This window comes from Actinoplanes sandaracinus (assembly GCF_030009775.1).
Taxonomy (GTDB): domain Bacteria; phylum Actinomycetota; class Actinomycetes; order Mycobacteriales; family Micromonosporaceae; genus Actinoplanes; species Actinoplanes sandaracinus.
This window is the reverse complement of sequence record NZ_JASCTH010000017.1, coordinates 190,977-213,932: the sequence shown is the minus strand read 5'-3', so window position 1 is coordinate 213,932 and position 22,956 is coordinate 190,977. Positions and strand designations below refer to the sequence as shown.

At 71.0% G+C, this 22,956-nt stretch carries 22 protein-coding genes and 1 pseudogene; 10 read left to right on the top strand and 13 right to left on the bottom strand.

The annotated features are described in order from the left end of the window. Positions 1-107 precede the first annotated feature (107 nt). Positions 108-659 (top strand): Uma2 family endonuclease, encoded by a 552-nt coding sequence (locus tag QLQ12_RS25875; RefSeq protein ID WP_282763072.1) that lies wholly within the window; start codon positions 108-110, stop codon positions 657-659. Positions 660-668: 9 nt separating this feature from the next. On the opposite strand, the gene QLQ12_RS25870 is transcribed toward QLQ12_RS25875, so the two are convergent. Continuing rightward, a complete protein-coding gene (locus QLQ12_RS25870; RefSeq protein ID WP_282763049.1) occupies positions 669-1,067 on the bottom strand; it encodes a DUF5130 family protein in 399 nt (132 codons plus the stop codon). Continuing rightward, positions 1,054-1,326: an aa3-type cytochrome oxidase subunit CtaJ gene (gene ctaJ / locus QLQ12_RS25865; protein ID WP_282763048.1), complete on the bottom strand. Its 273-nt coding sequence runs from the start codon at positions 1,324-1,326 to the stop codon at positions 1,054-1,056. Before ctaJ ends, QLQ12_RS25870 begins: the two co-directional genes overlap by 14 nt. Before the next feature lie 201 nt (positions 1,327-1,527). Here ctaJ and QLQ12_RS25860 point away from each other — a divergent pair, with 201 nt between their 5' ends. Together QLQ12_RS25860 and QLQ12_RS25855 are read left to right on the top strand one after the other, a co-directional pair. Then, a complete protein-coding gene (locus QLQ12_RS25860) occupies positions 1,528-2,004 on the top strand; it encodes a hypothetical protein (RefSeq protein ID WP_282763047.1) in 477 nt (158 codons plus the stop codon). Between the two features lie 7 nt (positions 2,005-2,011). Beyond that, entirely contained in the window at positions 2,012-2,827 is an 816-nt protein-coding gene (locus tag QLQ12_RS25855; protein ID WP_282763046.1) for a class F sortase, read from the top strand. A gap of 25 nt (positions 2,828-2,852) precedes the next feature. Here QLQ12_RS25855 and QLQ12_RS25850 read toward each other — a convergent pair whose 3' ends face one another. Next, positions 2,853-3,401 carry an HNH endonuclease gene (locus tag QLQ12_RS25850; RefSeq protein WP_282763045.1) on the bottom strand — a complete coding sequence of 183 codons (549 nt, stop codon included), beginning with the start codon at positions 3,399-3,401 and terminating at the stop codon, positions 2,853-2,855. 190 nt (positions 3,402-3,591) lie between these two features. On the opposite strand from QLQ12_RS25850, the gene QLQ12_RS25845 reads away from it, so the two are divergent. The 3 genes from QLQ12_RS25845 to QLQ12_RS25835 all read left to right on the top strand — a co-directional run bounded on the left by QLQ12_RS25845 (position 3,592) and on the right by QLQ12_RS25835 (position 6,466). Continuing rightward, a complete protein-coding gene (locus QLQ12_RS25845; protein WP_407651566.1) occupies positions 3,592-4,665 on the top strand; it encodes a mechanosensitive ion channel family protein in 1,074 nt (357 codons plus the stop codon). Positions 4,666-4,732: 67 nt separating this feature from the next. Beyond that, positions 4,733-5,131, top strand: coding sequence for a globin (locus tag QLQ12_RS25840; RefSeq protein WP_282763044.1), 399 nt, complete (start codon positions 4,733-4,735; stop codon positions 5,129-5,131). Positions 5,132-5,197: 66 nt separating this feature from the next. Beyond that, positions 5,198-6,466 (top strand): PKD domain containing protein, encoded by a 1,269-nt coding sequence (locus QLQ12_RS25835; protein WP_282763043.1) that lies wholly within the window; start codon positions 5,198-5,200, stop codon positions 6,464-6,466. 47 nt (positions 6,467-6,513) lie between these two features. Here QLQ12_RS25835 and QLQ12_RS25830 read toward each other — a convergent pair whose 3' ends face one another. The 5 genes from QLQ12_RS25830 to QLQ12_RS25810 all read right to left on the bottom strand — a co-directional run bounded on the left by QLQ12_RS25830 (position 6,514) and on the right by QLQ12_RS25810 (position 10,632). Beyond that, positions 6,514-7,098 (bottom strand): type III secretion system chaperone family protein, encoded by a 585-nt coding sequence (locus tag QLQ12_RS25830; RefSeq protein ID WP_282763042.1) that lies wholly within the window; start codon positions 7,096-7,098, stop codon positions 6,514-6,516. 128 nt (positions 7,099-7,226) lie between these two features. After that, positions 7,227-7,886, bottom strand: coding sequence for a hypothetical protein (locus QLQ12_RS25825; RefSeq protein ID WP_282763041.1), 660 nt, complete (start codon positions 7,884-7,886; stop codon positions 7,227-7,229). A 46-nt stretch (positions 7,887-7,932) separates the two neighbouring features. After that, a complete protein-coding gene (locus QLQ12_RS25820; protein WP_282763040.1) occupies positions 7,933-8,337 on the bottom strand; it encodes an acyl-CoA thioesterase in 405 nt (134 codons plus the stop codon). A gap of 12 nt (positions 8,338-8,349) precedes the next feature. Then, the gene (gene ettA / locus QLQ12_RS25815) at positions 8,350-10,026 is read right to left on the bottom strand and encodes an energy-dependent translational throttle protein EttA (protein WP_282763039.1); all 1,677 of its coding nucleotides are present in this window, start codon (positions 10,024-10,026) and stop codon (positions 8,350-8,352) included. Positions 10,027-10,122: 96 nt separating this feature from the next. After that, the gene (locus QLQ12_RS25810) at positions 10,123-10,632 is read right to left on the bottom strand and encodes a hypothetical protein (RefSeq protein WP_282763038.1); all 510 of its coding nucleotides are present in this window, start codon (positions 10,630-10,632) and stop codon (positions 10,123-10,125) included. Between the two features lie 138 nt (positions 10,633-10,770). On the opposite strand from QLQ12_RS25810, the gene QLQ12_RS25805 reads away from it, so the two are divergent. Then, a complete protein-coding gene (locus tag QLQ12_RS25805; RefSeq protein WP_282763037.1) occupies positions 10,771-12,195 on the top strand; it encodes an alpha,alpha-trehalose-phosphate synthase (UDP-forming) in 1,425 nt (474 codons plus the stop codon). Between the two features lie 60 nt (positions 12,196-12,255). Here QLQ12_RS25805 and cobA read toward each other — a convergent pair whose 3' ends face one another. The 3 genes from cobA to cobC are packed head-to-tail and all read right to left on the bottom strand — an operon-like array spanning position 12,256 to position 15,619. Further along, positions 12,256-13,464, bottom strand: a complete 1,209-nt coding sequence (cobA, locus tag QLQ12_RS25800; RefSeq protein WP_282763036.1) for a uroporphyrinogen-III C-methyltransferase — start codon at positions 13,462-13,464, stop codon at positions 12,256-12,258. Further along, positions 13,461-14,513: a nicotinate-nucleotide--dimethylbenzimidazole phosphoribosyltransferase gene (gene cobT / locus QLQ12_RS25795; protein ID WP_282763035.1), complete on the bottom strand. Its 1,053-nt coding sequence runs from the start codon at positions 14,511-14,513 to the stop codon at positions 13,461-13,463. Before cobT ends, cobA begins: the two co-directional genes overlap by 4 nt. Then, positions 14,510-15,619, bottom strand: a complete 1,110-nt coding sequence (gene cobC, locus QLQ12_RS25790) for an Rv2231c family pyridoxal phosphate-dependent protein CobC (RefSeq protein WP_282763070.1) — start codon at positions 15,617-15,619, stop codon at positions 14,510-14,512. Before cobC ends, cobT begins: the two co-directional genes overlap by 4 nt. 26 nt (positions 15,620-15,645) lie before the next feature. Between cobC and QLQ12_RS25785 the strand changes: the two genes are divergently transcribed. Beyond that, entirely contained in the window at positions 15,646-17,790 is a 2,145-nt protein-coding gene (locus tag QLQ12_RS25785; RefSeq protein WP_282763034.1) for a transglycosylase domain-containing protein, read from the top strand. A gap of 134 nt (positions 17,791-17,924) precedes the next feature. Here QLQ12_RS25785 and QLQ12_RS25780 read toward each other — a convergent pair whose 3' ends face one another. Together QLQ12_RS25780 and QLQ12_RS25775 are read right to left on the bottom strand one after the other, a co-directional pair. Then, positions 17,925-18,569, bottom strand: coding sequence for a TIGR03086 family metal-binding protein (locus QLQ12_RS25780; protein ID WP_282763033.1), 645 nt, complete (start codon positions 18,567-18,569; stop codon positions 17,925-17,927). A 111-nt stretch (positions 18,570-18,680) separates the two neighbouring features. Then, positions 18,681-21,221, bottom strand: coding sequence for a cobyrinate a,c-diamide synthase (locus QLQ12_RS25775; RefSeq protein WP_282763032.1), 2,541 nt, complete (start codon positions 21,219-21,221; stop codon positions 18,681-18,683). Between the two features lie 138 nt (positions 21,222-21,359). On the opposite strand from QLQ12_RS25775, the pseudogene QLQ12_RS25770 reads away from it, so the two are divergent. Next, positions 21,360-22,142: pseudogene (locus tag QLQ12_RS25770) on the top strand (SURF1 family cytochrome oxidase biogenesis protein); the annotation flags it as partial. A gap of 375 nt (positions 22,143-22,517) precedes the next feature. After that, positions 22,518-22,955, top strand: a complete 438-nt coding sequence (locus QLQ12_RS25765; protein WP_282763031.1) for a hypothetical protein — start codon at positions 22,518-22,520, stop codon at positions 22,953-22,955. Position 22,956 lies beyond the last annotated feature (1 nt).

Sequence of the window (22,956 nt, the reverse complement as noted above, 5' to 3'; positions counted from 1 at the left end):
AGTGGGACGGGCCTTTCACATGCCACAACTTACCTGTGTATAACGCGCTGGAAACAACTCTGTGTGAGTAGTCTGGCACTCCGCGGTGATGGAGGTGGCCTGTGACGATGCTGAGCCAGGGTTCCCCGGTGCGGTGGACCGCACCGGAGGGCCGGTGGACACAACCCGACCTGCACCTGTTCCCGCAGGACGGCCATCGGTACGAGATCCTCGACGGCAGCCTGCACGTCACCCCGCCGGCGGACGCCCGGCACGACTCCCTGGTCGAGTCGATCGTCGCCACACTCCGCTCGGCCGCCCCGCCGGGCTGGTGGGTGTGTGCCCGGCTGGGCATCGCGATGGAGTCGAGCAACCTGGTGCCGGACGTGACCGTGCTCCGCCCGCACTCCTCCGGCGCGATCTGGGTCGACCCGGCCGACGTCGCGCTGGTGGTGGAGATCGAGGCGGCCGAGACACGGCGGTACGACCGCCTGCTCAAGCCGGCCGTCTACGCGGCGGCGGGGATCCCGGCTTACTGGCGGGTGGAGGCCGGGCCGGTCCTGCGGTCCTTCACGCTGGACGGGGTGGCCTATCGCCCGGCGGGTGACGTCGAGCCGGACGAGCAGGCCAAGCTCGACCACCCGTACCCGATCCGGGTGAACACCGCGCTCTGGCGCTGACGGCCGCTCTCAGGAGCGGCCGGCGTGGGTGGCCAGCTGGTCGATCCCGATGAGCAGGCCACCGGCCAGGTCACCACCGGCGAACGACGCGGCCATCGAGAGGCCGGCGAGTTTCGCGTCCCGGTCGGAGATGCGCTTGCGCGCGTCGGAACCGGTGACGATCTCCAGCTTGCGCTGGTTCGGGGAGACCGCGATCAGCACCGAGCGCGCCGGGGTGCGCGTCTGGCGGTGCAGCGCCTCGGCCGCCTCGCGCAGCGGCTCGTCGAGCGGGCCCAGGTAGATGCTGAAGTTCAGGCCGGTCACCTGGTCGGCGACGCGGAGCGCCTCGTCGAGGCGGAGCAACTGCCGGGTCGTGAAAGGACCCTCGTCGACGGCCTGCTCCAGCGGGGTGACCTCACCAACTGTCACTTGCGCCTCCTGTTGGACCGGGGCGGACGGGTGCGCCGGAGCTGTCCTCGATGATCAGCCCGGAGTGGACGTCCCCCGCCGGGACGACCTGCTGTGGCGTCGCGGTGAACCACATCGCCGGAAAGTCGTAGGGCCGGCCCGGACGGTAACGACGGGACGGCTTGGATCGGTCGGAACCGGCGAGCACGAGAGTCGCGACCCCGCCGATGACCGCGGCCGGAATGATCACGAAGACCAGAACGGTGATGATTACTGACAACGGAACGCCCCCAGGCGCACGGTGATCCCACTTATTCCGAACATCAATCACCGTAGCGGAGCGCGTGTCGTCCCGGACCGTCGGGTCTCGAACCGGGGTCTCACGCCGTCGGGATCTACGCGGAATGTGTGTCGGGGTGCGAAAATCACCCTCACGCGCCGTCCGCGTACTTTCCGTCGCGAACGGCAGGAAGGGGATCCCATGCGCACGTTCGTCCCCGCCGTCCTCGCGGGTCTGGCAGTCGCCCTCACGGGCGCGTCTCCGGCCGCGGGTGCGGCCGTCTTCGTGGAAATCAATCCCAGCACGGCGCGGGCGGGAGAAGAGATCGCGCTGCGCGCGTCGTGCGACGACAACCTCAAGGCCGCCACCGTCCGGGGCGAGCCGATCGGCTCGGTCACCGTCCAGCCCGAGTTCGGCTTCCTGACCGCGACGGTACGGGTCCCGGCCGGCACCAAGGCGGGCGACTATCCCGTCGCCCTCACGTGCCCGGAGGGCGCCGCGGCCACGGCGGTGCTGCACGTGGTCGCGAAGGTCGAGCCGTCCCGCGGCCCGGCCACCGGAGGCGGCGGCACCGCGCCGGGCGCGACCGGGCCGCTGCTGATGGCCGGCGGGCTCACGATCGTGCTGGCCGGGCTGGTGCTCGGCGGCGTCTCGCTGCGCCGCCGCCGAGTCGGCTGAGGCCGGCGTGGCCAGCGGAAAACAGCCACCGGCCGGGTCGCGCGTGCCGGACGCGGTCGCGCGCAAACGCCCGGCCCAGGTCATCACGGCGCCACCGCCGGGGATGATCACCGGCCCGTTGCCGCCGACTCCGGAGATCCGCGGGCGTTCACCCTTCCGGATCCCGCTGCCCCGGCGGGTCCCGAAACCGCAGCCGGTGCGGGGCCGCAAAGGCGGGATGGTCGGGATCGCCGCCCTGGTGCTGCTCTTCCTCGGGCTTTTCGTGTTCGGCCTGGGAATGGGCTTCGCGACCGGTTTCGACCTCGGCGGCCTGTTCCGCGGGCCGGACGAGCCGCCGCCGCGCGCCTTCCCGGTGCTGGACCCGAGCCGGCCGGAGCGGCTGGAGATCCCGTCGATCAAGGTGTCCGCGCCGGTCCTGGAGGTGGGACTGGCCGGGGACGGCTCGGTGGACGTGCCGCCGCTGAAACGGCACAACGAGGCCGGCTGGTTCGAGGGCGGGCCGACGCCGGGACAGTTCGGGCCGGCACTGATCGTGGGGCACGCGGACACCCGGACCGGGCCGTCGATCTTCCATGATTTGGACACGATGAAGCCGGGACAGGAGATCCGGGTGCGGCGCGCCGACGGGACGGTCGCGGTCTTCGAGGTCAACTCGGTGGAGACATTCGACAAGAACGAGTTGCCGGCGCAACGCGTCTACGGCGATTACAGCCGGCCGTCGCTGCGCCTGATGACGTGCGGCGGGCGCTGGCTGGGTGGCGAGGAGGGCTACGAGGACAACATCGTCGTCTTCGCCTCGCTGGTCTCGTCTCGGGAGAGCTAGCGGGAAAGCCCGGCGGGGCCGCCGGTCAGGCGGCCTCGGCCTCCAGCGCCGGGTGCGTGGGGAGGTCGAGCCAGTCGCGCCACCGAGGGTCGGGGGTCCGGTGCCCGAGCACCCGCCAGGCGACACCGCGCGGCGCGGCCGGCAGCGCGTGCAGGCGCCACCCGAGCTCGGCCGGGGTCTTGTCGCCCTTGCTGTGGTTGCACTTGGCGCAGGCGGCCACGACGTTGTCCCAGGCGTGCAGGCCGCCACGGCTGCGCGGGAAGACGTGGTCGATGGTCTCGGCGGAGCCGCGGCAGTAGGCGCAGCGGCCGCCGTCACGGGCGAAGATGGCCCGGCGGGAGAGACCGACGTGCGTGCGGTACGGGACCTTCACATACCGCGTGAGACGGACCACCGAGGGGACCGGGAGGTTCTGACGGGCACTGTGCAGGATGCCGTCGCCGTCGGAGACGCACTCTGCCTTGTCGGTCAGGACGAGGATGGTGGCTCGACGCACTGATACGACGCACAGCGGCTCGTACGTTGCGTTCAGCACTAACGCGGAAGAGCCGCCTGTGGGTCGTATGTCAGGCATCGCAGTCACCCTTCGGTGTCAGTTGCTGTTGACCGCTCCCATAGCCCATGCGTGTGTGATGTGGGCCTCGCCTCAGCGACACCCGTGCGCCAATAGTCCCTGATGAATAGTCAAATTGCGAGCAGAATCTGTGGCCGGGCGGTAAACGTCTGAGGTCTTCACCCGCCCGGACCCGGTAGCTTGAGTTCCCGTGTTCCCCTTCGCTGCTCCGGTTCCTACCCCTTCCTCGCCCGACATCTTCACGAGCACCGACGTGAAGACCGCCTGCGGTGCGGATGTGCTCTGCAAGCAGGTCTTCGACTGGACCGGCCTTCAGTGGCTGGCCAACGGCAGCTACGTGATCATCATCAAGCCGGTCCGGGTCATCGGCATCATCCTGGTCGCGATGCTGATCCGCTGGCTGCTGCACCGGGCGATCACCCGGCTGGCGTCGACCAGCTCGCGGGCCTCCATGCCGGCGCTGCTGAAGCCGCTCAAGGAGAAGGTCACGGTCACCGCCGAGGAGGGGACGTTCATCCCCGAACGGCGGCGGCAGCGGGCCGAGGCCATCGGCTCGGTGCTGCGCAGCTTCGTCAGCGCGCTGATCTTCACGATGGCCGCCCTCCTGGTGATGGGCGAGCTCGGCTTCAACCTGGCGCCGCTGCTGGCCAGCGCGGGCATCGTCGGCGTGGCCCTCGGTTTCGGCGCGCAGAGCCTGGTCAAGGACTTGATCGCCGGCCTGTTCATGCTGCTGGAGGACCAGTACGGGGTGGGCGACACCGTCGACCTCGGCGAGGCCACCGGCGTGGTGGAGAGCGTCGGCCTGCGGATCACCACGGTCCGCGACGCGCGGGGTGTCCTCTGGTACATCCGTAACGGCGAGATCGTCCGGGTCGGCAACAAGAGCCAGGGCTGGGCGATGGTCGTGATCGACATCCCGATCGGCTTCGTGAACTCGGAGGAGGCGGCCGCCGTGCTGAAGGCCGCGGCCGAGACGGTCGCGCACGATCCGGAGCACGAGACCGGGTTCCTGGAGCCGCCGGACGTGGTCGGCGTCGAGCAGCTCACCGTCGACGGCGCGGTGATCCGGACCATCGCCAAGACGACCGCCGACGGCCAGGTCTCGATCCAGCGGGACCTCCGCCGGGCGCTGACCGAGTCGCTCGAGTCGAGCGGCCTGTCCGAGCGGATCGCGGCGTCCCGGCTGCCGCGCAGTGCCGTCCCGCCGGCCTGGCTGGGCGGCACGGACAACACCACCCCGCCCTCGGCCGGGGGCACGGTCTGACGAGCGTCACACCGGTACGGGCCCGGGCGCACCGGCCGACGGCGGCGAAGGCTGGCAGGATGGAACGGTGACCGAACCGACCTTCTTCGACGCCGTCGGCGGCGAGCCGACCTTCCGGCGCCTCGTGGACAAGTTCTACGAGGGTGTCGCGGGGGACCCGCTGCTCCGGCCGATGTACCCCGAGGAGGATCTGGGGCCGGCCGCCGACCGGTTCGCGCTCTTCCTCATGCAGTACTGGGGCGGCCCGAACACGTACTCGGAGGGCCGCGGCCACCCCCGGCTGCGGATGCGGCACGCGCCGTTCCGGGTCGACGCGGCGGCACGGGACGCCTGGCTGCACCACATGCGCGTGGCGGTCGACTCGCTCGGCCTGCCGGAGCCGCACCGGGCCGCGCTCTGGGATTACCTGGAGCGCGCGGCCTACTTCATGGTGAACACCATGGATCCCGCGGAGCCCGCGCACTGAGACAGTGTCGCCCCAGGCGGGTTGCTCGTTGATCGGATTGTCTATCACGATCCGGGGAGCCGTCTCATGCGCCGTCGCCTGCTCGCTGCCGCCGCTGTGGCGGCCGTTGCCGTTCCGGCGCTGGCCGGCGTACCGCCGGCGGCGGCGGACACGTACCACCCGACGGTGGTCTCGGCCGATCCGGCCGACCACACGCCGCACGTGCTGGACGGGACCGTGTGGTCACTGGCCGTCGTCGGCGACACCGTGGTGGTCGGCGGGGCGTTCACCAAGGTCGCCGACAGCACCCGCCGGCTGACCTTCGCCCGTAAGAACGTCTTCGCGTTCGGCCTGCACGACGGCTTGATCCGGACGTTCGCCCCGGAGGTCGACGGCGCCGTCTACTCGCTGGCCGCCGGCCCGGATCACTCGGTCTACATGGGCGGGGCCTTCAAGACCGTCAACGGGGCGGCCCAGCGGGGCCTGGCCCGGATATCACTGCACGACAGCAGCCGGTACGTCTCGTTCAACGCCCGGGTCAACTGGGGCGACGTCCGCTCCCTGGTGAGCCGGGGTGAGCGGCTCTACGCGGGCGGCACGTTCCAGGCGGTCAACGGAGTGCGGCGCGTCGGCCTGATCCGGCTCAACGCCTTCACCGGCACGGTGGACCAGGCCTTCGACGCGCGCCTGACCGGGCCGGGACTCAAGCGGACCCGTGTCGAGCACTTCGACGTCTCCCCCGACGGCCGGAAACTGATCGCCGTCGGCGCCTTCCTGAAATCGGGAACCGCGGACCGCACACAGATCGCCCTCTTCGACACCAGCGGCGCCGGGGCGGCCCTGACCGGCTGGTACACCGACGCGTTCAAGCCGACCTGCATGAAGGGTTTCGACACCTACCTGCGGCAGGTGAAGTTCTCGCCGGACGGGTCCTACATCGTGGTGGCGGCGACCGGGCGGGCGTCGTCGGCGCAGAAGCTCTGCGACTCGGCGGCCCGGTTCGAGACGCGCACCAGCGGGCTGCACAATCCGACGTGGGTGCAGCGGACCGGCGGGGACTCCCTCTACGCGGTGGCGATCACGGGGCCGGCCGTCTACCTGGGCGGGCATCAGCGGTGGTTCGACAACCCGTACGGCACCGACGGCAACGGGCCCGGCCCGGGCGCGGTGTCCCGACCCGGGATCGGCGCCGTCAACCCGAACACCGGCAAGGCCCTGGAGTGGAATCCCACCCGCTCGCGCGGGGTCGGGGTGCGGGCCTTCCTGGTGATCCCCGACGGCCTGCTGGTCGGCTCGGACACCGATCAGCTGGGCCGGGAGTACCACGGGCGGGTCGGCTTGTTCCCGCTGCGCTAGAGCCCGCGATTCGCCGGTAGCCGGGCGAATCGCGGCGTAGCGAAGCCCTAGAGGAGAGCGCCCTCGTCGTGCAGCCAGTCGACGAAGGACGTCGCCACCGCGGCTCCACAATCGAGCAGCTCGACCAGGAGGGTGTCGTGGACGCCGGCGGCCAGGGGCACCTGCAGCTCCGCGTAGATCGGGAGCTGGCCGCGCTCGGTGGGGTCGCCGACATAGGCCTTACAGAAACGTCGTGTGTGGTTCCACTCGTTCACCACGCGATAAGCACGGTCCGCCCAGTCCGGCGGGACCGTCGCGTGTGGCCGGGCCCGCATCACCAGGATCTCGTCTTCCGGACCCTCCAGGGTGAACAGGACGGCGTGCCGCTCCCACATGGCGAGCAGGCTGCCGCCCCCGTCGGCCAGGAACCGGATGTCGAGCCTGTCGAGCGCCTTGCCGACGCGGGCGAGTTGCACCGGCAGGACCGACTCGGACGGGCCGGTCGTGGACGGTTCGGACGGAACCCCGGAGCGGCTCGGCTCTCGCTGGGCCGGGACACCGACGCGGACGGTGCTTTGAACCGCCACCTCGCCACCGGCATCCGGCTGCTCGTTACCCGCAGCCGTTCCCGGACGCCATGACCACCACGGCATCGTGTGCACCTCACTCCCCAACAGACCCACGCCGGACGTTGCGATGGATCCGAGGGCCGACGGTACCCGTCCCCTTCGTGAAGGTCATCCCCCCAACCGGAGGGCGGGACCAGAAGAACGATCCGCCTTCACCCTTTCGGGTGACTAACCATCGGCATAACGGTCAATTTGTGGACGCTCTGTCGCCACGCTACTCCATATGGTGCAGAAATTCCTACCCAACCCCCGGCCACCCGGACCCGCGCACCGGCCGGCTCGGCGTCACGCGGGCCGAGGAATCCCATCCGCGCGACCGCCTGAACGAGCCGCTGCGAGACCCGCACCGGGTCGCCGTCCTCGGGGGTGACGACCAGAGCCACATGGTCGAGCAGGGCGTCGCGCACGGCCCGCTGACCGACCGCACGCCCGGACACCCCGCCGGAGGCGACCTCCCGGAGCGTGCCGGCCGCCGCGGAGGCGAGCCGGGCCAGCTCGGCGCCGGAGATCGACTCGACGGCCTGGCTGGCGGGCGGCGGCAGCGGCCAGCGCCACTGGGTGTCCCGCCGTTCCGGCAGCGTCATGCCACCGGCGGCGAGGACGGCGAGCAGTTCGGCCGCGGAGACCGTGGCGTCACCCGGACCGGGGCCGGCCACCTCGCGGGTGACCAGCACGTCCCACGGGAGCCGGGCCCACAGGGCGGTCCGCCCGCCGGAGGAGCGCAGCCGCACCGGTGCGGTCGGATCGAGCCGGGTGAGTCGCGCCAGGAACGCGCCCGCGTCGGGAACCCCGAGCAGGCCGTGGTCACTCATGACCGGTCGACGTTCATCAGGACATCTCGCATCAGGACATCTCGCATCAAGACACCTCGGTGTACGGCTTGAGGAAGGCACGTTCGGCCTCGGACAGCCTGCGCGGATGGCCTTGAACCAGGTTGTACGGCACGCAGACGGACTTCGCCCGGCTGGCGAGCACCCCGTCGTCGAACAACTCGTAGGAGACGGTGAACGCCGCCGCCCGCAGCTCGGACACCCACATCTCGATGCGCACGGGGTCGCCGAAGTCGACCGGCCGCAGATAGTCGATCTCGTGCCGGGCGATCACGATGCCCTCCTCGAAGGTGCCGAGGCCGTGCGCCTTGGCACCGACGAAGAACATCGCCACCCGCGCCTCCTCGTAGAGAGTGAGGAACCGGGCGTTGTTGACGTGCCCGTACGCGTCCATGTCGGACCAGCGCACGGACACGTCATAGGTGAAACGCATCAGTCACACGGATCAGTCGCGGGTGAGCTTGCGGTACGTGACCCGGTGCGGCCGGGCCGCGTCCGCGCCGAGACGATCGATCTTGTTCTTCTCGTACGCGTCGAAGTTGCCCTCGAACCAGAACCACTTGTCCGGGTCCTCGTCGGTGCCCTCCCACGCCAGCATGTGCGTGGTCACGCGGTCGAGGAACATCCGGTCGTGGGAGATGACCACGGCGCAGCCGGGGAACTCCAGAAGCGCGTTCTCCAGGCTGGACAGCGTCTCCACGTCCAGGTCGTTGGTCGGCTCGTCGAGCAGGATCACGTTGCCGCCGATCTTCAGCGTCATCGCGAGGTTGAGCCGGTTGCGCTCGCCGCCGGAGAGGACCTTGACCGGCTTCTGCTGGTCGGGGCCCTTGAAGCCGAACGCGGCGACATAGGCCCGGGACGGCATCTCGACCTTGCCGACCATCATGTGGTCGAGCCCGTCGGAGACGACCTCCCACACGGTCTTGCTGCCGTCCAGGCCGGACCGGTTCTGGTCCACGTAGGACAGCTTGACCGTCTCGCCGACCCGCACCGAACCCGAGTCCGGCTGCTCCAGCCCGACGATGGTCTTGAACAGGGTGGTCTTGCCGACGCCGTTCGGGCCGATGATGCCGACGATGCCGTTACGCGGCAGCGAGAACGACAGGTGATCGATGAGCACCCGCCCGTCGAAGCCCTTGACCAGGTCCTTCGACTCGATGACGGTGTTGCCGAGACGGGGGCCCGGCGGAATCTGGATCTCCTCGAAGTCCAGTTTCCGGGTCTTCTCCGCCTCGGTGGCCATCTCCTCGTACCGCTCGAGACGGGCCTTGCTCTTGGTCTGCCGGGCCTTGGCGTTGGACCGCACCCACTCGAGCTCCTCGGTGAGGCGCTTCTGCAGTTTCTGGTCCTTGCGGCCCTGCACCGCGAGACGGGCGGCCTTCTTGTCCAGGTACGTCGAGTAGTTGCCCTCGTACGGGTACGCCCGGCCGCGGTCCAGCTCGAGGATCCAGGTCGCCACGTTGTCCAGGAAGTACCGGTCGTGGGTGATGGCGATGACGGTGCCGGCGTACTTGGACAGGTGCTGCTCCAGCCACGAGACGCTCTCCGCGTCCAGGTGGTTGGTGGGCTCGTCGAGCAGCAGCAGGTCGGGCGCCTGGAGCAGGAGCTTGCACAGCGCGACCCGGCGGCGCTCACCACCGGAGAGCTGGGTGACGTCGGCGTCCGGCGGCGGGCAGCGCAGCGCGTCCATCGCGAGTTCGAGCTGGGCGTCGACGTCCCACGCGTTGGCGTGGTCGAGCTCCTCCTGGAGCTTGCCCATCTCTTCCATCAGCTCGTCGGTGTAGTCGGTCGCCATCTGCTCGGCGATCGCGTTGAACCGCGCCAGTTTCGCCTTGGTCTCGGCGACCGCTTCCTCGATGTTGCCGAGGACGGTCTTCTCCTCGTTCAGCGGCGGCTCCTGGGCCAGCATGCCGACGGTGAAGCCGGGCATGAGCCGGGCCTCGCCGTTGCTGACCTGGTCGATCCCCGCCATGATCTTGAGCAGGCTGGACTTACCGGCGCCGTTCGGGCCGACCACACCGATCTTGACGCCTGGCAGGAAGTTCAGCGTCACATTGTCGAGCACGACCTTGTCGCCGTGCGCCTTGCGCGCCTTTTCCAGAACGTAGATGTATTGGGCCACGGGGTGCCCTACCTCCGAGATCGTGGGTTGTCGGTGCCGATGTCAAAGGACAATCTTTCCACCTGCCGTGCCCCGGGCGAACGGCAACCCCGCCCGTCACTCCGGGACGGCGCTCTGTTCCTCGATCCGGCCGTCGGTGTACTCGACGGCCAGCCGGGTGTTGCTGACCCGGAACACGTTGCCGTCGGCAGCGGTGGCCCAGAACTCGTAGTCGCCCTCATGGTTCACGTCGGCGAGGAACAGGGCGGTCTTGTTCTCCACCCACGGGGCGTCGGCGCCGCCCTTGTTCGCGTGATAGAAGAGCCGCCCGACCTCGTCCTGGCAGATCCAGGCGACCGACCGGCTCTCGGTGCGCACCCGCAGCACCTGGCGCAGCGTGCCGACGGCGTTGAACTTGGCGCCCATCTCCTGGGTCTGCTGGAGGCACTCCTGCCCGGCCGGAAGCAGGTCGCGTCCCGATGACTCGTTTCGACCGGACTCGCCGGAGCGCCGCTCGGAGAGCAGGTAACCGCCGACCATGCCGATGATCGTGAGCAGCACCGTGGCGATCACCACAGGAAAGAACAACGGCTGCCGCTGCTGGGAATGATCATCGTGCGGGGTCACCGGCACAGGATGGCACCCCGTCCCCACCGGGTCCATCACGGTCCAATACGCCGCTGGACCGGAGGGGGTTGAGAGAGCGAGAGCTTACACACAGTAGGCTCACGCTGGGAACAGAAACCACTCGGAGGTGTACTCAGCGTGGCCCAACGAAGTTCCTTCGTCGTCGTCGCCAACCGTCTGCCCGTGGACGAGGTCACTACGCCGGACGGTGAGAAGCAGTGGCGGCCCAGCCCGGGCGGCCTGGTCACAGCCCTGCATCCGGTCCTGATGCAGCATCAGGGCACCTGGATCGGGTGGGCGGGCGGCACCGGCGAGGCGCCGGAGCCGTTCGACCTCGAGGGCATTCACATCCACCCGGTGCCGCTCAGCGGCGAGGAGCTGGAGCGCTACTACGAGGGTCAGTCCAACGCGACCATCTGGCCGCTCTACCACGACGCGGTGGAGACGCCCGTCTACAAGCGGCGCTGGCGAGAGACGTACCGCGTGGTCAACCACCGGTTCGCCCAGGCCGCGGCGGAGGTCGCCGAGAAAGGCGCCACCGTCTGGGTGCAGGACTACCAGTTGCAGCTGGTCCCGTCCATGCTCCGGGAGATGCGCCCGGACCTGAAGATCGGGTTCTTCCTGCACATCCCCTTCCCGCCGATCGAACTGTTCATGCAGATGCCGTTCCGCGCCGAGATCCTGCGCGGCCTGCTCGGCGCCGACCTGGTCGGCTTCCAGCAGCGGCTGGCCGCGCAGAACTTCGTCCGCCTGGCCCGGCACCTGCTCGGACTGCGCTATGAGGGCCAGTCGATCCAGGTCGACGGGCGCAAGGTGAAAGCCGGCGCGTTCCCGATCAGCATCGACACGCGCGAGATGGAGCGGCTCGCCGCCGATCCGTCGGTGCAGGCCCGGGCCAAGCAGATCCGGGCCGAGCTGGGTGATCCGAAGACGGTGATCCTCGGCGTCGACCGGCTCGACTACACCAAGGGCATCGAGCTGCGCCTCAAGGCGTTCCGGGAACTGCTGGCCGACGGGAAACTGAACGTCGGCGACGCGGTGATGGTGCAGGTCGCCACGCCCAGCCGGGAGCGGGTCGAGCACTACCAGACGCTGCGGGTCAAGGTCGAGCGCGAGGTCGGCCGGATCAACGGCGAGTTCGGCAACATCGGCACGCCGGCCGTGCACTACCTGCACCAGTCAGTCGGCAAGCCGGAACTCGCCGCGATGTACGCGGCCGCCGACGTGATGATGGTGACCCCGCTGCGTGACGGCATGAACCTGGTCGCCAAGGAGTACATCGCCTGCCGGGGCGACACCGGTGGCGCGCTGATCCTCAGCGAGTTCGCCGGCGCCGCCACCGAGCTGCGCCAGGCGTTCCTCTGCAACCCGCACGACCCGGACGGCGTGAAGGACGCGCTGCTGCGCGCGGTCGGCGCCGAACTTCCGGAGCTCAAACGCCGGATGCGGGTCATGCAACGGCACCTGCGGACCCACGACGTGGCCCGCTGGGCCAAGACGTTCCTGGACGAGCTGGGCGTCGACCAGAACGACGACACCCCCTCGGACGACACCGAGGGCTGAGCTCCGCTCGAAGGCGCCGGGCCGTTTCCGCCCGGCGCCTTCTCCTTCGCGGGGGTACGGTCAGCCGGCCGCGGGCGTGAAGGTGTCGGCGACGGCCACCACGTCGCCGATCACGACCACCGCGGGCGGGCGGATGCCGGCCGCCGCCACCTCGCCGGTGACCGCGCCCAGCGTGCTGCGCAGCGACCGCTGATGGGCGGTGGAGCCCTCCTGCACCACCGCTACCGGGGTCTCCGGCGAACGGCCCTCGGCGATCAGCCGCTCGGTGATCCGCGGCAGGTTCTTCAGGCCCATCAGCACCACGACGGTGCCGCGCAGCCGGGCCACCGCCGACCAGTCGACCAGCGAGTCGGGGTGGTCCGGCGGGATGTGGCCGGAGATCACCGTGAACTCGTGCGCCACCCCACGGTGGGTGACCGGGATGCCGGCCAGCGCGGGGGCCGCGATCGAGCTGGTCACGCCGGGCACGACCATCACCGGCACGCCCGCCTCGGCACAGGCCAGTGCCTCCTCGCCGCCACGGCCGAAGACGAAGTTGTCGCCGCCCTTGAACCGGACCACGAACTTGCCCTGGGTCGCCCGGTCCACCAGGATCCGGTTGATCTCCTCCTGGGCGGCCTGCGGCCCGTACGGGATCTTGGCGGCGTCGATCAGCTCGACCTCGGGACGCAATTCGCCGAGCAGCATGCCGGGGACCAGCCGGTCGGCGACCACCACGTCGGCGGCGGCCAGCAGACGCCGGCCCTTCACCGTGATCAGTTCGGGGTCGCCGGGGCCGGCGCCGACCAGGGCCACGCCCTTGAGTTCCGGAGCGGCCGGCGGGGTCGCCTCCAGCACGTGCGCCACCATGTCGCGCACCGCCATCGCACGGCGGCGGTCGCCACCGTCGGTCACCGCCACGGTCACCTGGCCGTGCCGGGTGACGGCCGGGGTCCACGCGGTGGCCGCTTCCCGGTCGTCCGCCCGTACACAGAAGATCCGGTGTTGCTCTGCCGCGACGCTGACCTGGGCCGCCGCCTCCGGATCGTCGATCGCGACATGGACCAGCCATGCGCCCTCGACGTCGGTGGGCGCGAAGCGCCGCGGCGTCCAGACCGCCCGCCCGGCGTCGACGTGCCCCTGGAGCGTGGGGGTGAGCTCGGGCGACACGATCTCGACCCGGGCGCCCGCCGTGATCAGCGCCGGCACCCGGCGGGTGGCGACCGAGCCGCCGCCCACCACCAGCACGCGACGGCCTTCCAGGCGCAGCCCCAGCGGATAGATGCTCATTTCTCCGAAACCCCCGCCGAGTCGAACGTCGCCACCTCGTGCAGCACCCGCACCGCGGCCTGCACGACGGGCAGGGCCAGCACCGCGCCGCTACCCTCGCCGAGGCGCATGCCCAGGTCGAGCAGCGGCTCCAGGCCGAGGTGGGCGAGCGCGACACTCGCGCCCGGCTCGGCGGACCGGTGCCCGGCGACCATCGCGGCCACCGCGTCGGAGGCGAACGCCGCGGCGGCGACGGCGGCCGACGTGGCGATCACGCCGTCGACGATCACCGGCACCCGGCGCGCGGCGGCGCCGAGGATGAAACCGGTCAGCGCGGCGTGTTCGAGGCCGCCGACCGCGGCGAGCACACCCAGCGGGTCGGCCGGGTCGGGCCGGTGCCGCTCCAGGGCGGACGCCACCACCGAGATCTTGTGAGTCAGGGTCGCGTCGTCGATGCCGGTGCCTCGACCGGTCGCGACATCGGCGGACACGCCGGTGAAAGCAGCGATCAGCGCGGCCGCCGGAGTCGTGTTGGCGATGCCCATGTCACCGGTGAGCAGCGCTTTCGCGCCCTGGTCGACCAGCGCGCCGGCGACCCGGATGCCGACCTCGACCGCGGCCCGCGCCTCCTCGCGGGTCAGCGCCGGGCCGATCGTCATGTCCCGGGTGCCGCGGCGCACGTTCGCGTCCAGCAGGTTCGGCCCGCCGTGCAGCGGGATCGCCACCCCGACGTCCACCACCATCACATCGGCGCCGGTCTGGCGGGCGAACGCGTTCACCACGGCGCCGCCGGCCACGAAGTTCGCCACCATCTGGGCGGTGACCTCCTGCGGCCACGGGCTCACCCCCTGGGCGTGCACGCCGTGGTCGCCGGCGAAGACCGCGACCGTGGCCGGCTCGGGCAGCGGCGGCGGGCACACTCCGGCCAGGCCGGCCAGGCGCACCGACAACTCCTCCAGCGCGCCCAGCGAACCGGCCGGCTTGGTGAGCCGGGCCTGCAGTTCACGGGCGGCGGTCATCGCCTCGTCGTCGGCTGGCCGGATGGCCGCCAGGGTGGTCTCCAGCGTCACGGTCGCTCCTCGATCACTTCGCTCAGAGTCTGCACGAATCGTTCTGTGGTGGCAGTGTCGCGCACCGCAATCCGCAGCCAATCCGGCCCCAGCCCGGGGAAGGTGTCCCCACGGCGCACCGCATAGCCACGTCTGCGCAGCTCAGCGCGTATCTGATCGGCTTTGGGGAGCCGTATCGCCACGAAAGCAGACGCCGGGTCGCCGGGAACCGTGACGCTCGGCACTCGCCGCAGCCGTTCCACCAGGTGGGCGCGCTCGGCCGCGAGTTGCTCGGCGATCTCCCGCTCGGCGGCGATCGCGACCGGCGACGCGCAGGCCGTCGCCGCCGCGAGCGCCGGCGTGGAGACCGCCCAGAGCGGCCGCGCGGCCGCCAGCCGCGGCAGCAGCTCGGCCGGGCCCAGCACGTAACCGATGCGCAGGCCGGCCAGCCCCCAGGTCTTGGTGAGGCTGCGCAGCACCACCAGACCGGGCAGGTCGCGGCGCTCGGCCAGCGACTCCGGCTCGCCCGGCGCGCCGGGCCGCCAGGTGGTGTCGGCGAACGCCTCGTCCACCACCAGCACCCGCCCGGGACGTGCCAGTTTCGCCACGTCGGCGGCCGGGTGCAGCACCGAGGTCGGGTTGGTCGGGTTGCCGACGAACACCAGGTCGGCGTCGTCGGGCACGAGATCGGGGTCGAGCCGGAAGCCGTCCGCCTCCCGCAGGATCACCCGGTCCACCTCGTGACCGGCGTTACGCAGCGCGGCCTCCGGCTCGGTGAACTGCGGATGCACCACGACCGGCCGGCGGGCGCCGCGCAACGCCTGCGCGAGCAGCACGAACGCCTGGGCGGCGCCGGCGGTCAACAGCACCTCGGCCGGGTCCCGGCGGTGCCGGGCCGCGACGGCCGCGGTCGCCTTTCGCTCATCCGGGTATGCCGAGAGCTCGCCCAACGACTCCGCGATCGGGTCCGCCAGCCACGCGGGCATGGCATGGTGCCGCACGTTGACCGCGAGATCGATCAGGCCGGCTCCCACTTCGGCGTCGCCATGATGATCAAGGTCGTATGACATGGCCCCAGCATGCCGGACGACCAAGAGCGCCAGACTTCGGCTGTTCCATCCGAACATGAGGGCCTTTGTCATACCTTCAGAAGGTGACGAGCCGACGCCTCACCGTAGCCGGAAGAGTCGCCCTCCTGATCCGAGCCGGGCTCATCTCGGGCCTGATCATCGCCGGCCTCTCCTACCCCCTCGCCGCGCTGGCCGGGATGGGGGTCAAGGCCGGTACCGAAGCCCTGGAGAACATGCCGGAACAACTCACCGAGACACCGCCCGCGCAGACCACCTACGTCTACGCCGGCGACGGCAAGACCCTGCTCACGATGTTCTACGAGGAACACCGCAAACACGTCGACCTCCAGGACATGTCGCCGTACATGACCAAGGCGATCGTGGCGTCCGAGGACTCCCGCTTCTACGAGCACAACGGCGTCGACGCCAAAGGCGTGGCCCGCGCCTTCGTCGCCAACCAGAAGGCCGGCGGCGTCTCCCAGGGCGCGTCCACGCTGACCATGCAGTACGTCCGGATGGCGCTGCGCGACAGCGCCCGCACCCCCCGGGAAGCGCTCGAAGCCACCGAACAGACCGCCACCCGCAAACTGCGGGAGATGCGGCTCGCCATCGAGGTGGAGCAGCGGCTCAGCAAGGAGGAGATCCTCGAGCGCTACCTGAACGCCGCCTATTACGGGCATCGCGCCTACGGCATCTTCGCGGCCTCCCAGGTCTTCTTCTCCAAGGCGCCCCGCGACCTCACCCTCACCGAGGCGGCGCTGCTCGCCGGGCTGGTCAAGGCGCCGTCCGCGTACGACCCGGCGACCAAGAACCAGACCGCCGCCCTGGATCGCCGCAACTACGTGATCGACCAGATGCTCAAGATCGACGCGATCACCGAGGAACAGGCCGCCACCGCCCGGAAATCCAAGATCAAGCTGAAGCTGAGCACCCCGCCGAACGACTGCGTCTCCGTCGCCGACCAGCACAACGACTGGGGCTTCTTCTGCGACTACTTCAAGAGCTGGTGGCGCGAACAGCCGGCCTTCGGCCGGACCCCGCAGGAACGCGAGGAGAATCTGCGCCGCGGCGGATACCGGGTGGTCACCTCCATCGACCCCAAGATCCAGCGGTACGCGATGGGCCACGTCCTGGAGAAGGAGAAACGCGGCAGCACCATCGCCCACGGACAGGTGGTCGTGCAACCCGGCACCGGGCGGATCCTCAGCATGGCGGTCAACCGGCGGTACTCGCTCGACCAGGAACGCAACGGCCGGCACAGCGACTGGCGGCAGGACGACGACGTGAAAGGCAACTACCCGAACACGGTCAACCCCCTGCTCGGCGGCGGAGACATGGCCGGTTACCAGGCCGGATCCACCTTCAAGATCTTCACTCTGCTCGCCGCGCTGGAAGCCGGGCTGCCGCTGTCGACCACGTTCTACTCGCCGCAACGGTTCGTCTCCCGCTACATCACCGCGCCCGGGCCCGCCACGTGCGGCATCCACTGGTGCCCGAAGAATTCCAACGGATCGATGACCGGTAACCAGAACATGTGGAGCGGCTTCGGCAAATCGGTCAACACCTACTTCGTGCAACTCGAACAGCGGGTCGGCGCGGAGAAGGCGGTCGAGATGGCGGAACGGCTCGGCCTGCGATGGCGCACCGAAGTCGACCGGACGCTCGCCACCAAGGAACACGCCTCCGGGTGGGGCGCCTTCACCCTCGGCGTCAGCGACGCCACCCCCGTCGAGATGGCCAACGTCTTCGCCACCCTCGCCGCGGAAGGCCGTTACTGCGAACCGACGCCGGTCGAGTCCATCCGCAACCCCGACGGGACACACGCCCTCCACCAGGACGAGCTGGTCACCGCACCCCGCTGCCGCCAAGCCGTCAAGGTCAACGTGGCCCGCGCGGCCACCGACGCGGCCCGCTGCGTCACCGGTTACGGCTCCGCCCGCGGCAGCTGCGGCGGCTGGGGGACCTCCGAGATGGTGTACGGCACGCTGGGCCGCCCGGTCGCCGGTAAGAGCGGCACCACCGACGGCAACAAGACCGCGTGGTTCAGTGGGTACACCCCACAGCTGGCGGCGGCGGCCTTCGTCGCCGACCCGGACAACCCCGAACATCTGGTGGGTGAGGGGCGGTCGACGATGTCGAAGTACACGGTCGCTCAGACGCTGCGGGACGCCCTCAAGGGCGAACCGGAGGAGGACTTCAAACCCCCTTCCGACAAGTACGTCTGGTAGCCGCGGCTGCTCGCTGTAGCCGTCGCGGCCGTGGGCCGTCACGGCCGGGGGCCGTCGCGGCCGTGGGCCGTCACGGCCGGGGGCCGTCACGGCCGGGGGCCGTCACGGCCGTTCTCGGCGAGACCGGCGGGGAGTCAGCCGCCGGTGGGGCGACTGCGCGATGTGGACGAGACAGGGCGCCGGCGGGGTGGTCGCCAGGCCGGATCACGGCCGGCCAGGCCGAGGGCGCGAGTCAGGAGATCCTCGGAAGCCGGATCGGTCAGCACTCGGGGGCCGAACAGGCCGGGCGTGCCCTCGGAGGGGCCCTGACCGAGGAACTCGACCAGCACCTCCAGAGCCCGGGGATCGGCCGCATAGTCCTGACCGGTCGCACGGGCCAGATCCCACCCGTGCATGACCAGCTCGTTCATCGCGACGGCACCCATCGCGGCGGCCGGCATGGTGACGCCGCCGGCCTGTGCCGTGCCGGTCCAGGCGGCCGGGTCTTTCCAGGCGATGCTGAGGTCGGCCAGGAGCACCGGGAGCCGGCTGCGCCAATGCGGCGACAGGTGCGCGGCGGAGGGCTCGGGTGGCGGGCCGCCGGTGCCGGGTGCGCCGGCGCGTTTGCGGGCGGTCATGGCGAAGGCGAGGGACAGGCCCATCAGATGATCGAGCAGGGCCGCGACCGGCCACCCCGGACAGGGGGTCGACGCGGGGAGGTCACGGTCGTCGACTCCCAGCAGCAGCGCTCTGATCTGACGAACCGGCGGGTCGAAATCAAGCGGCACACGGTCGGCCACGATCCTCCTCCTTCGGTTGTCGTACGCCTCACGGTACGAGGGGGGTACGACAACTTCGCAGGCGGCGAGTCGACCTTTGCACGCTGGGCCGTTTCGGGCGGCCGGAGCCGGTCAGGAGTGGACGGGAAGGTCCGTCGTGTGGCTGTCCGGAGGCACCGGCGAGCCGGGGCCGGGCAGCGGCCCATGGCCGGCCTGCGCTCCCTGCGCGGGCGGCGGAATCTGACCCGAACCGGTCACCGGCTGACCGTGGCCGCCCTGCGCCCCATGGCTGTGGCTACCTGGCATCCCCTGGCCGTTACCTTGGCCCTGGCCCTGGCCCTGGCCCTGGCCGTGGCCTTGGTCGTAGCTCCGGCCCAGGCTCTGGCCCTGGTCCTGACCGTGGTCGTAACCGCCTGAAACGCCCTGGTCATAGCTGCCGGGCCCGCCTTGGCCGGGACCGTGGTCGTAGTCGCCGGAGGCACCCTGGGCGGAACCCCGCTCGTAACCGCCGGACGCACCATGGTTGAGGCCCCGCTCGTAGCGGCCGGACCCACCCTGCTCGTAACCGCCGGAAGCGTCCTGGCCGAGGCTGTGCTCGTAACCACCCGAAGCACCCTGGCCCGGCCCCTGCTCGTAACTGTTCGAAGTGCCCTGGCCGAGGCTCTGCTCATAACCGTTCGGAGCACCCTGGCCGAGGCTCTGCTCATAACCGTTCGGAGCACCCTGGCCGAGGCTCTGCTCATAACCGTTCGAAACGCCCTGGCCGGAATCCTGGTCGTAGCCGCCGGGGAGGTCTTGGGCGGGTGGCATGCCCGAACCGTGCTGCGAGACACCGTGCTGCGAGATCTGGCCGTGGCCGGTGGAGATCACATGACCGGGCATGCCAGGACTCGGGCTGGTGGGCGTGCCCTGGCCCGGCAGTCCGCGCCCGGCCGTGCCGGAGTCCGGGGGGCCATATCCGGCAATACCGGACCCTGAAATGTCCTGGCCCGGAAAGTGGGAGTCCGGCGGCCCATAACCCGGGCCCGCAACGCCCTGCCCCGGCATCCCGGAGCCGGGCCGTGGCTGGCCCGGCGGCATGCCGGGAGGCGGGCCGGCCGGCATCGGGCCCTGGCCGGGAAGCAGTCCCATGGGCGTGCCGGCCGGCACGCCCTGGGGCGGCATCGACGGCACGGCCGGCGAACCCTGCATCGGCGGCATGGGCGGACCGACGGGAACCGGCTGCGGAGGCATCCCCGGGTGGCCGGACGGCGGCATTCCGGGCGGGCCGGACGGCATGCCCATCGGCGGGCCGGACGGCATGCCCATCGGCATGGCGCCCGGAGCGCCGGGCGCGCCCTGCGGGCCCGCGTGGGCGGCGGCGACCAGACGGCGGGCTATCTCCGGGGCGGCGGCCCAGTGCAGGCCGAGCTGTGAGGCGTGCACCTGACGCCAGACGAAACCCTCGGGGTTCCCCCCGGACCAGGTCCACGCGGGGTTGGCGCCGGCACGGGGCGTGACGACGGCCCGGTGCTGCTTGTAACCGGTGATCCGGGCACCGGCGGGGGCCAGCACGGACGTGCCCGGTGCGGTCGCCTCGCGATAGCCGGCGACGGTCTGTTCGGCGGTGGTGGCGGTGGCGTCCAGCACCCCGCACATCGGGCGCCCGTCCAGTTCGCGACCGAGCCACGGCAGGGCGACGCCCTCGGCGACCACCGGCCAGCCGTCCCGGGCGAACTGGGCGACGGCCGCACAGAGCCGGCGGTTGGCGGAGAGCTCTTCCGCGTACCCCTCGGGAAGTCCCGCACCGACCACCAGGGCGCGCGTGCCGGGCGGAAGGGCCTCGTCGCGTAGCGGATCGACGACCGCGACGTCCGCGCCGGCGGCGGTGAGCAGCTCGGCGGTCTCCACATAGGTGTACGGGGCGCCTTGGCCTCCGGCCAGGGCGATCACCGGTCGTTGGTCGAACGGGCCGTCCCCGGCCGCCTCGGCCGGGGACCAGAGCGGGCCGGGAATCGGCGGCGCGGACGAAGCCAGCGCCATCAGGCGGTCCATGTCCAGGCTTCCGGCGACCGCCTCGCCCAGGCGGCGCACCGCGCGGCCGGCCTCGACGGTCCGGTGCGCCACCGGGACGAGCCCGTGCGTGCGGGCCGGCAGCACGTTGGGAAGGTCACCGCGGTGCAGGGCGCCGAGCACCGGCATGCCGATGTCGTCCATGGCGCTGCGCAGCATCTGCTCGTGCCGCTCGGAGGCGACCCGGTTCAGGATCACGCCGCCGAGGTGCACCATCTCGTCGAACATCCGGAAGCCGTGCACCAGGGCCGCCAGCGAGTGACCCATCGCCGCGACATCGACCACGAGCACCACCGGGGCGCGCAGCGAGGCGGCGACCGAGGCGGTGCCGTCGATCTCCGGCTGGCCGGTGAGGCTGTCGAACAGGCCCATCGCACCCTCGATGATGGCGACCTGGGCCCCGGAGGCGCCGTGCGCGAAGAGCGGCGCGACACGCTGCGCGCCGACGAGGCGTGGGTCCAGGTTGCGGCCGGGGCGGCCGGCAGCGAGACCGAGGTACGCCGCGTCGGTGTGATCCGGACCGACCTTGAAGCCCGCCGTCGGGATGCCCCGGCCGCTGAGCGCGGCGAGCAGTCCCACGGCGATCGCCGTCTTGCCGTGACCGGACGACGGCGCGCTCACGACCAGACGAGGCTGGGCGGTGATCAATGTCTCCCCCGAGGTTTCCGCAGGCGGCCGCCACATGTTCTATCGACTGCCGGATGTCGCAGACTACCTGGCTGCGGCGGGAGCCACCGTCTCGCCAGGTAGCCTCAGGGCGTGTACCGGTTCCTGCTGACCCCTCGCTGGCTGGGCGCGGCCGCGCTCACTGTCGTCGCCTCGGTGGTCATGGTGATGCTCGGCAACTGGCAACTGGACCGTTACCGCGAACGCACAGCCATCAATGAACGGGTCGAGGCGGCGAATGCCGCCGCGCCCGTCCCACTGACCTCGATCCTGACCGCGCCGACCGCCGCCGGAACCCCCGGCCCTCTCCCCGGGGAGGCGCTGGCCTGGACAAAGGTGACCCTCAGCGGCCGTTACGACCCGGCAAACGAGATTCAGGCCCGAGGGCGCACGGTCGGGAGCAAGGTCGGGTTCGAGATCCTCACCCCACTGATCCTCGACGATGGGACGGCCGTCCTGGTGGATCGTGGCTGGGTGCCCGCGCCGCCCGGCGGGGCACACGCCCCGCCGGAGGTCCCGGCGGCCCCGACGGGCCAGGTTACGGTCGTCGGGCAGATTCACCTGTCGGAAAGTAGACCCGCTCCGGTGGAACGGCGAGACGGCCGGCTGGACACGCGGCGGATCAGCCTGCCGCACCTCGCGACCGAGTTGCCGTTCCCGGTGTACGGGGCCTACGTCCTCCTCACCGAGCAGAGCCCGGCCTCCGATCCGGCGTTCGTCACGATCCCGATCCCGCACGAGGACTCCTGGCAGAACGGCGGCTATGCCGTCCAGTGGTGGGTCTTCGCCGGCATGGTCTTCGTCCTGTACGGCTGGCAGGCCCGTCGCGAGGTCCTGGAGTCGCCCGGCGCCGCCGGGCGCCCCGCGAAGCCGGCTCGCCGCGACCGGGTCGAGGACGCCGATCAGCGTCGGGTCCCCCGCGATCGCGTCGAGGACGCCGACCAGCGCAAGGCCTCCCGCGACCGTCTCGACGACGCCGACCAGCGTCTGGCCGCCCAGGGCCGGGTGGCCGAGCCGGGCGTTCACGACCGCACGGTCCCGGCCGGCTCCCGCGACCGGGTGGCCGAGGCCGGCGCCAGGGACCGGGTGGTTGAGGCCGACACCAGGGACCGGGTAGCGGAAGCCGACCGGCGTGCCGCTGAGGCGGCTGCCTCCCGGCAGGCGGCGACCTCGGCCACCGTCACCGCCGGAGGCACTAAGGAGACCGAGCGCCGTCTCGCGACGGGCCGCGACGCCGGTTAATGTCGCGGCATGACCTTCCCGTCGGGTGATCCGTGGGGCGCGCCCACTCCCCCGCCCGAGCCCGAAACCCCGGGCTCGGTGGCACCGGCCGCGACCGGGCCGGTGATCGTGGAGATCTCCGAGATCCAGGTCACCTCCACGCTGGTGCTCACCCCGGTGGGCGACCTTCCGCTCGCCGGCTCGCGATGGCAGGTCACCGATCACTGGATCACCCAGCGGCGCACCCCGACCTGGGCAAAGGTCGCGGCTTTCGTCGGCATCTGCCTGACCGGCGGTCTGAGCCTGCTGATCCTTCTCTACAAGGAGCCGGTCCCACAGGGGACGGTCAACGTCACCGTCACCAGCGGCCAGCATCAGTATGTGGCTCGCATCCCGGTCCACCATGACGGTGACGTGACCGCGATCAATCAGCAGGTCAACTACGTCCGCAGCCTGGCCGCCCTCTGAC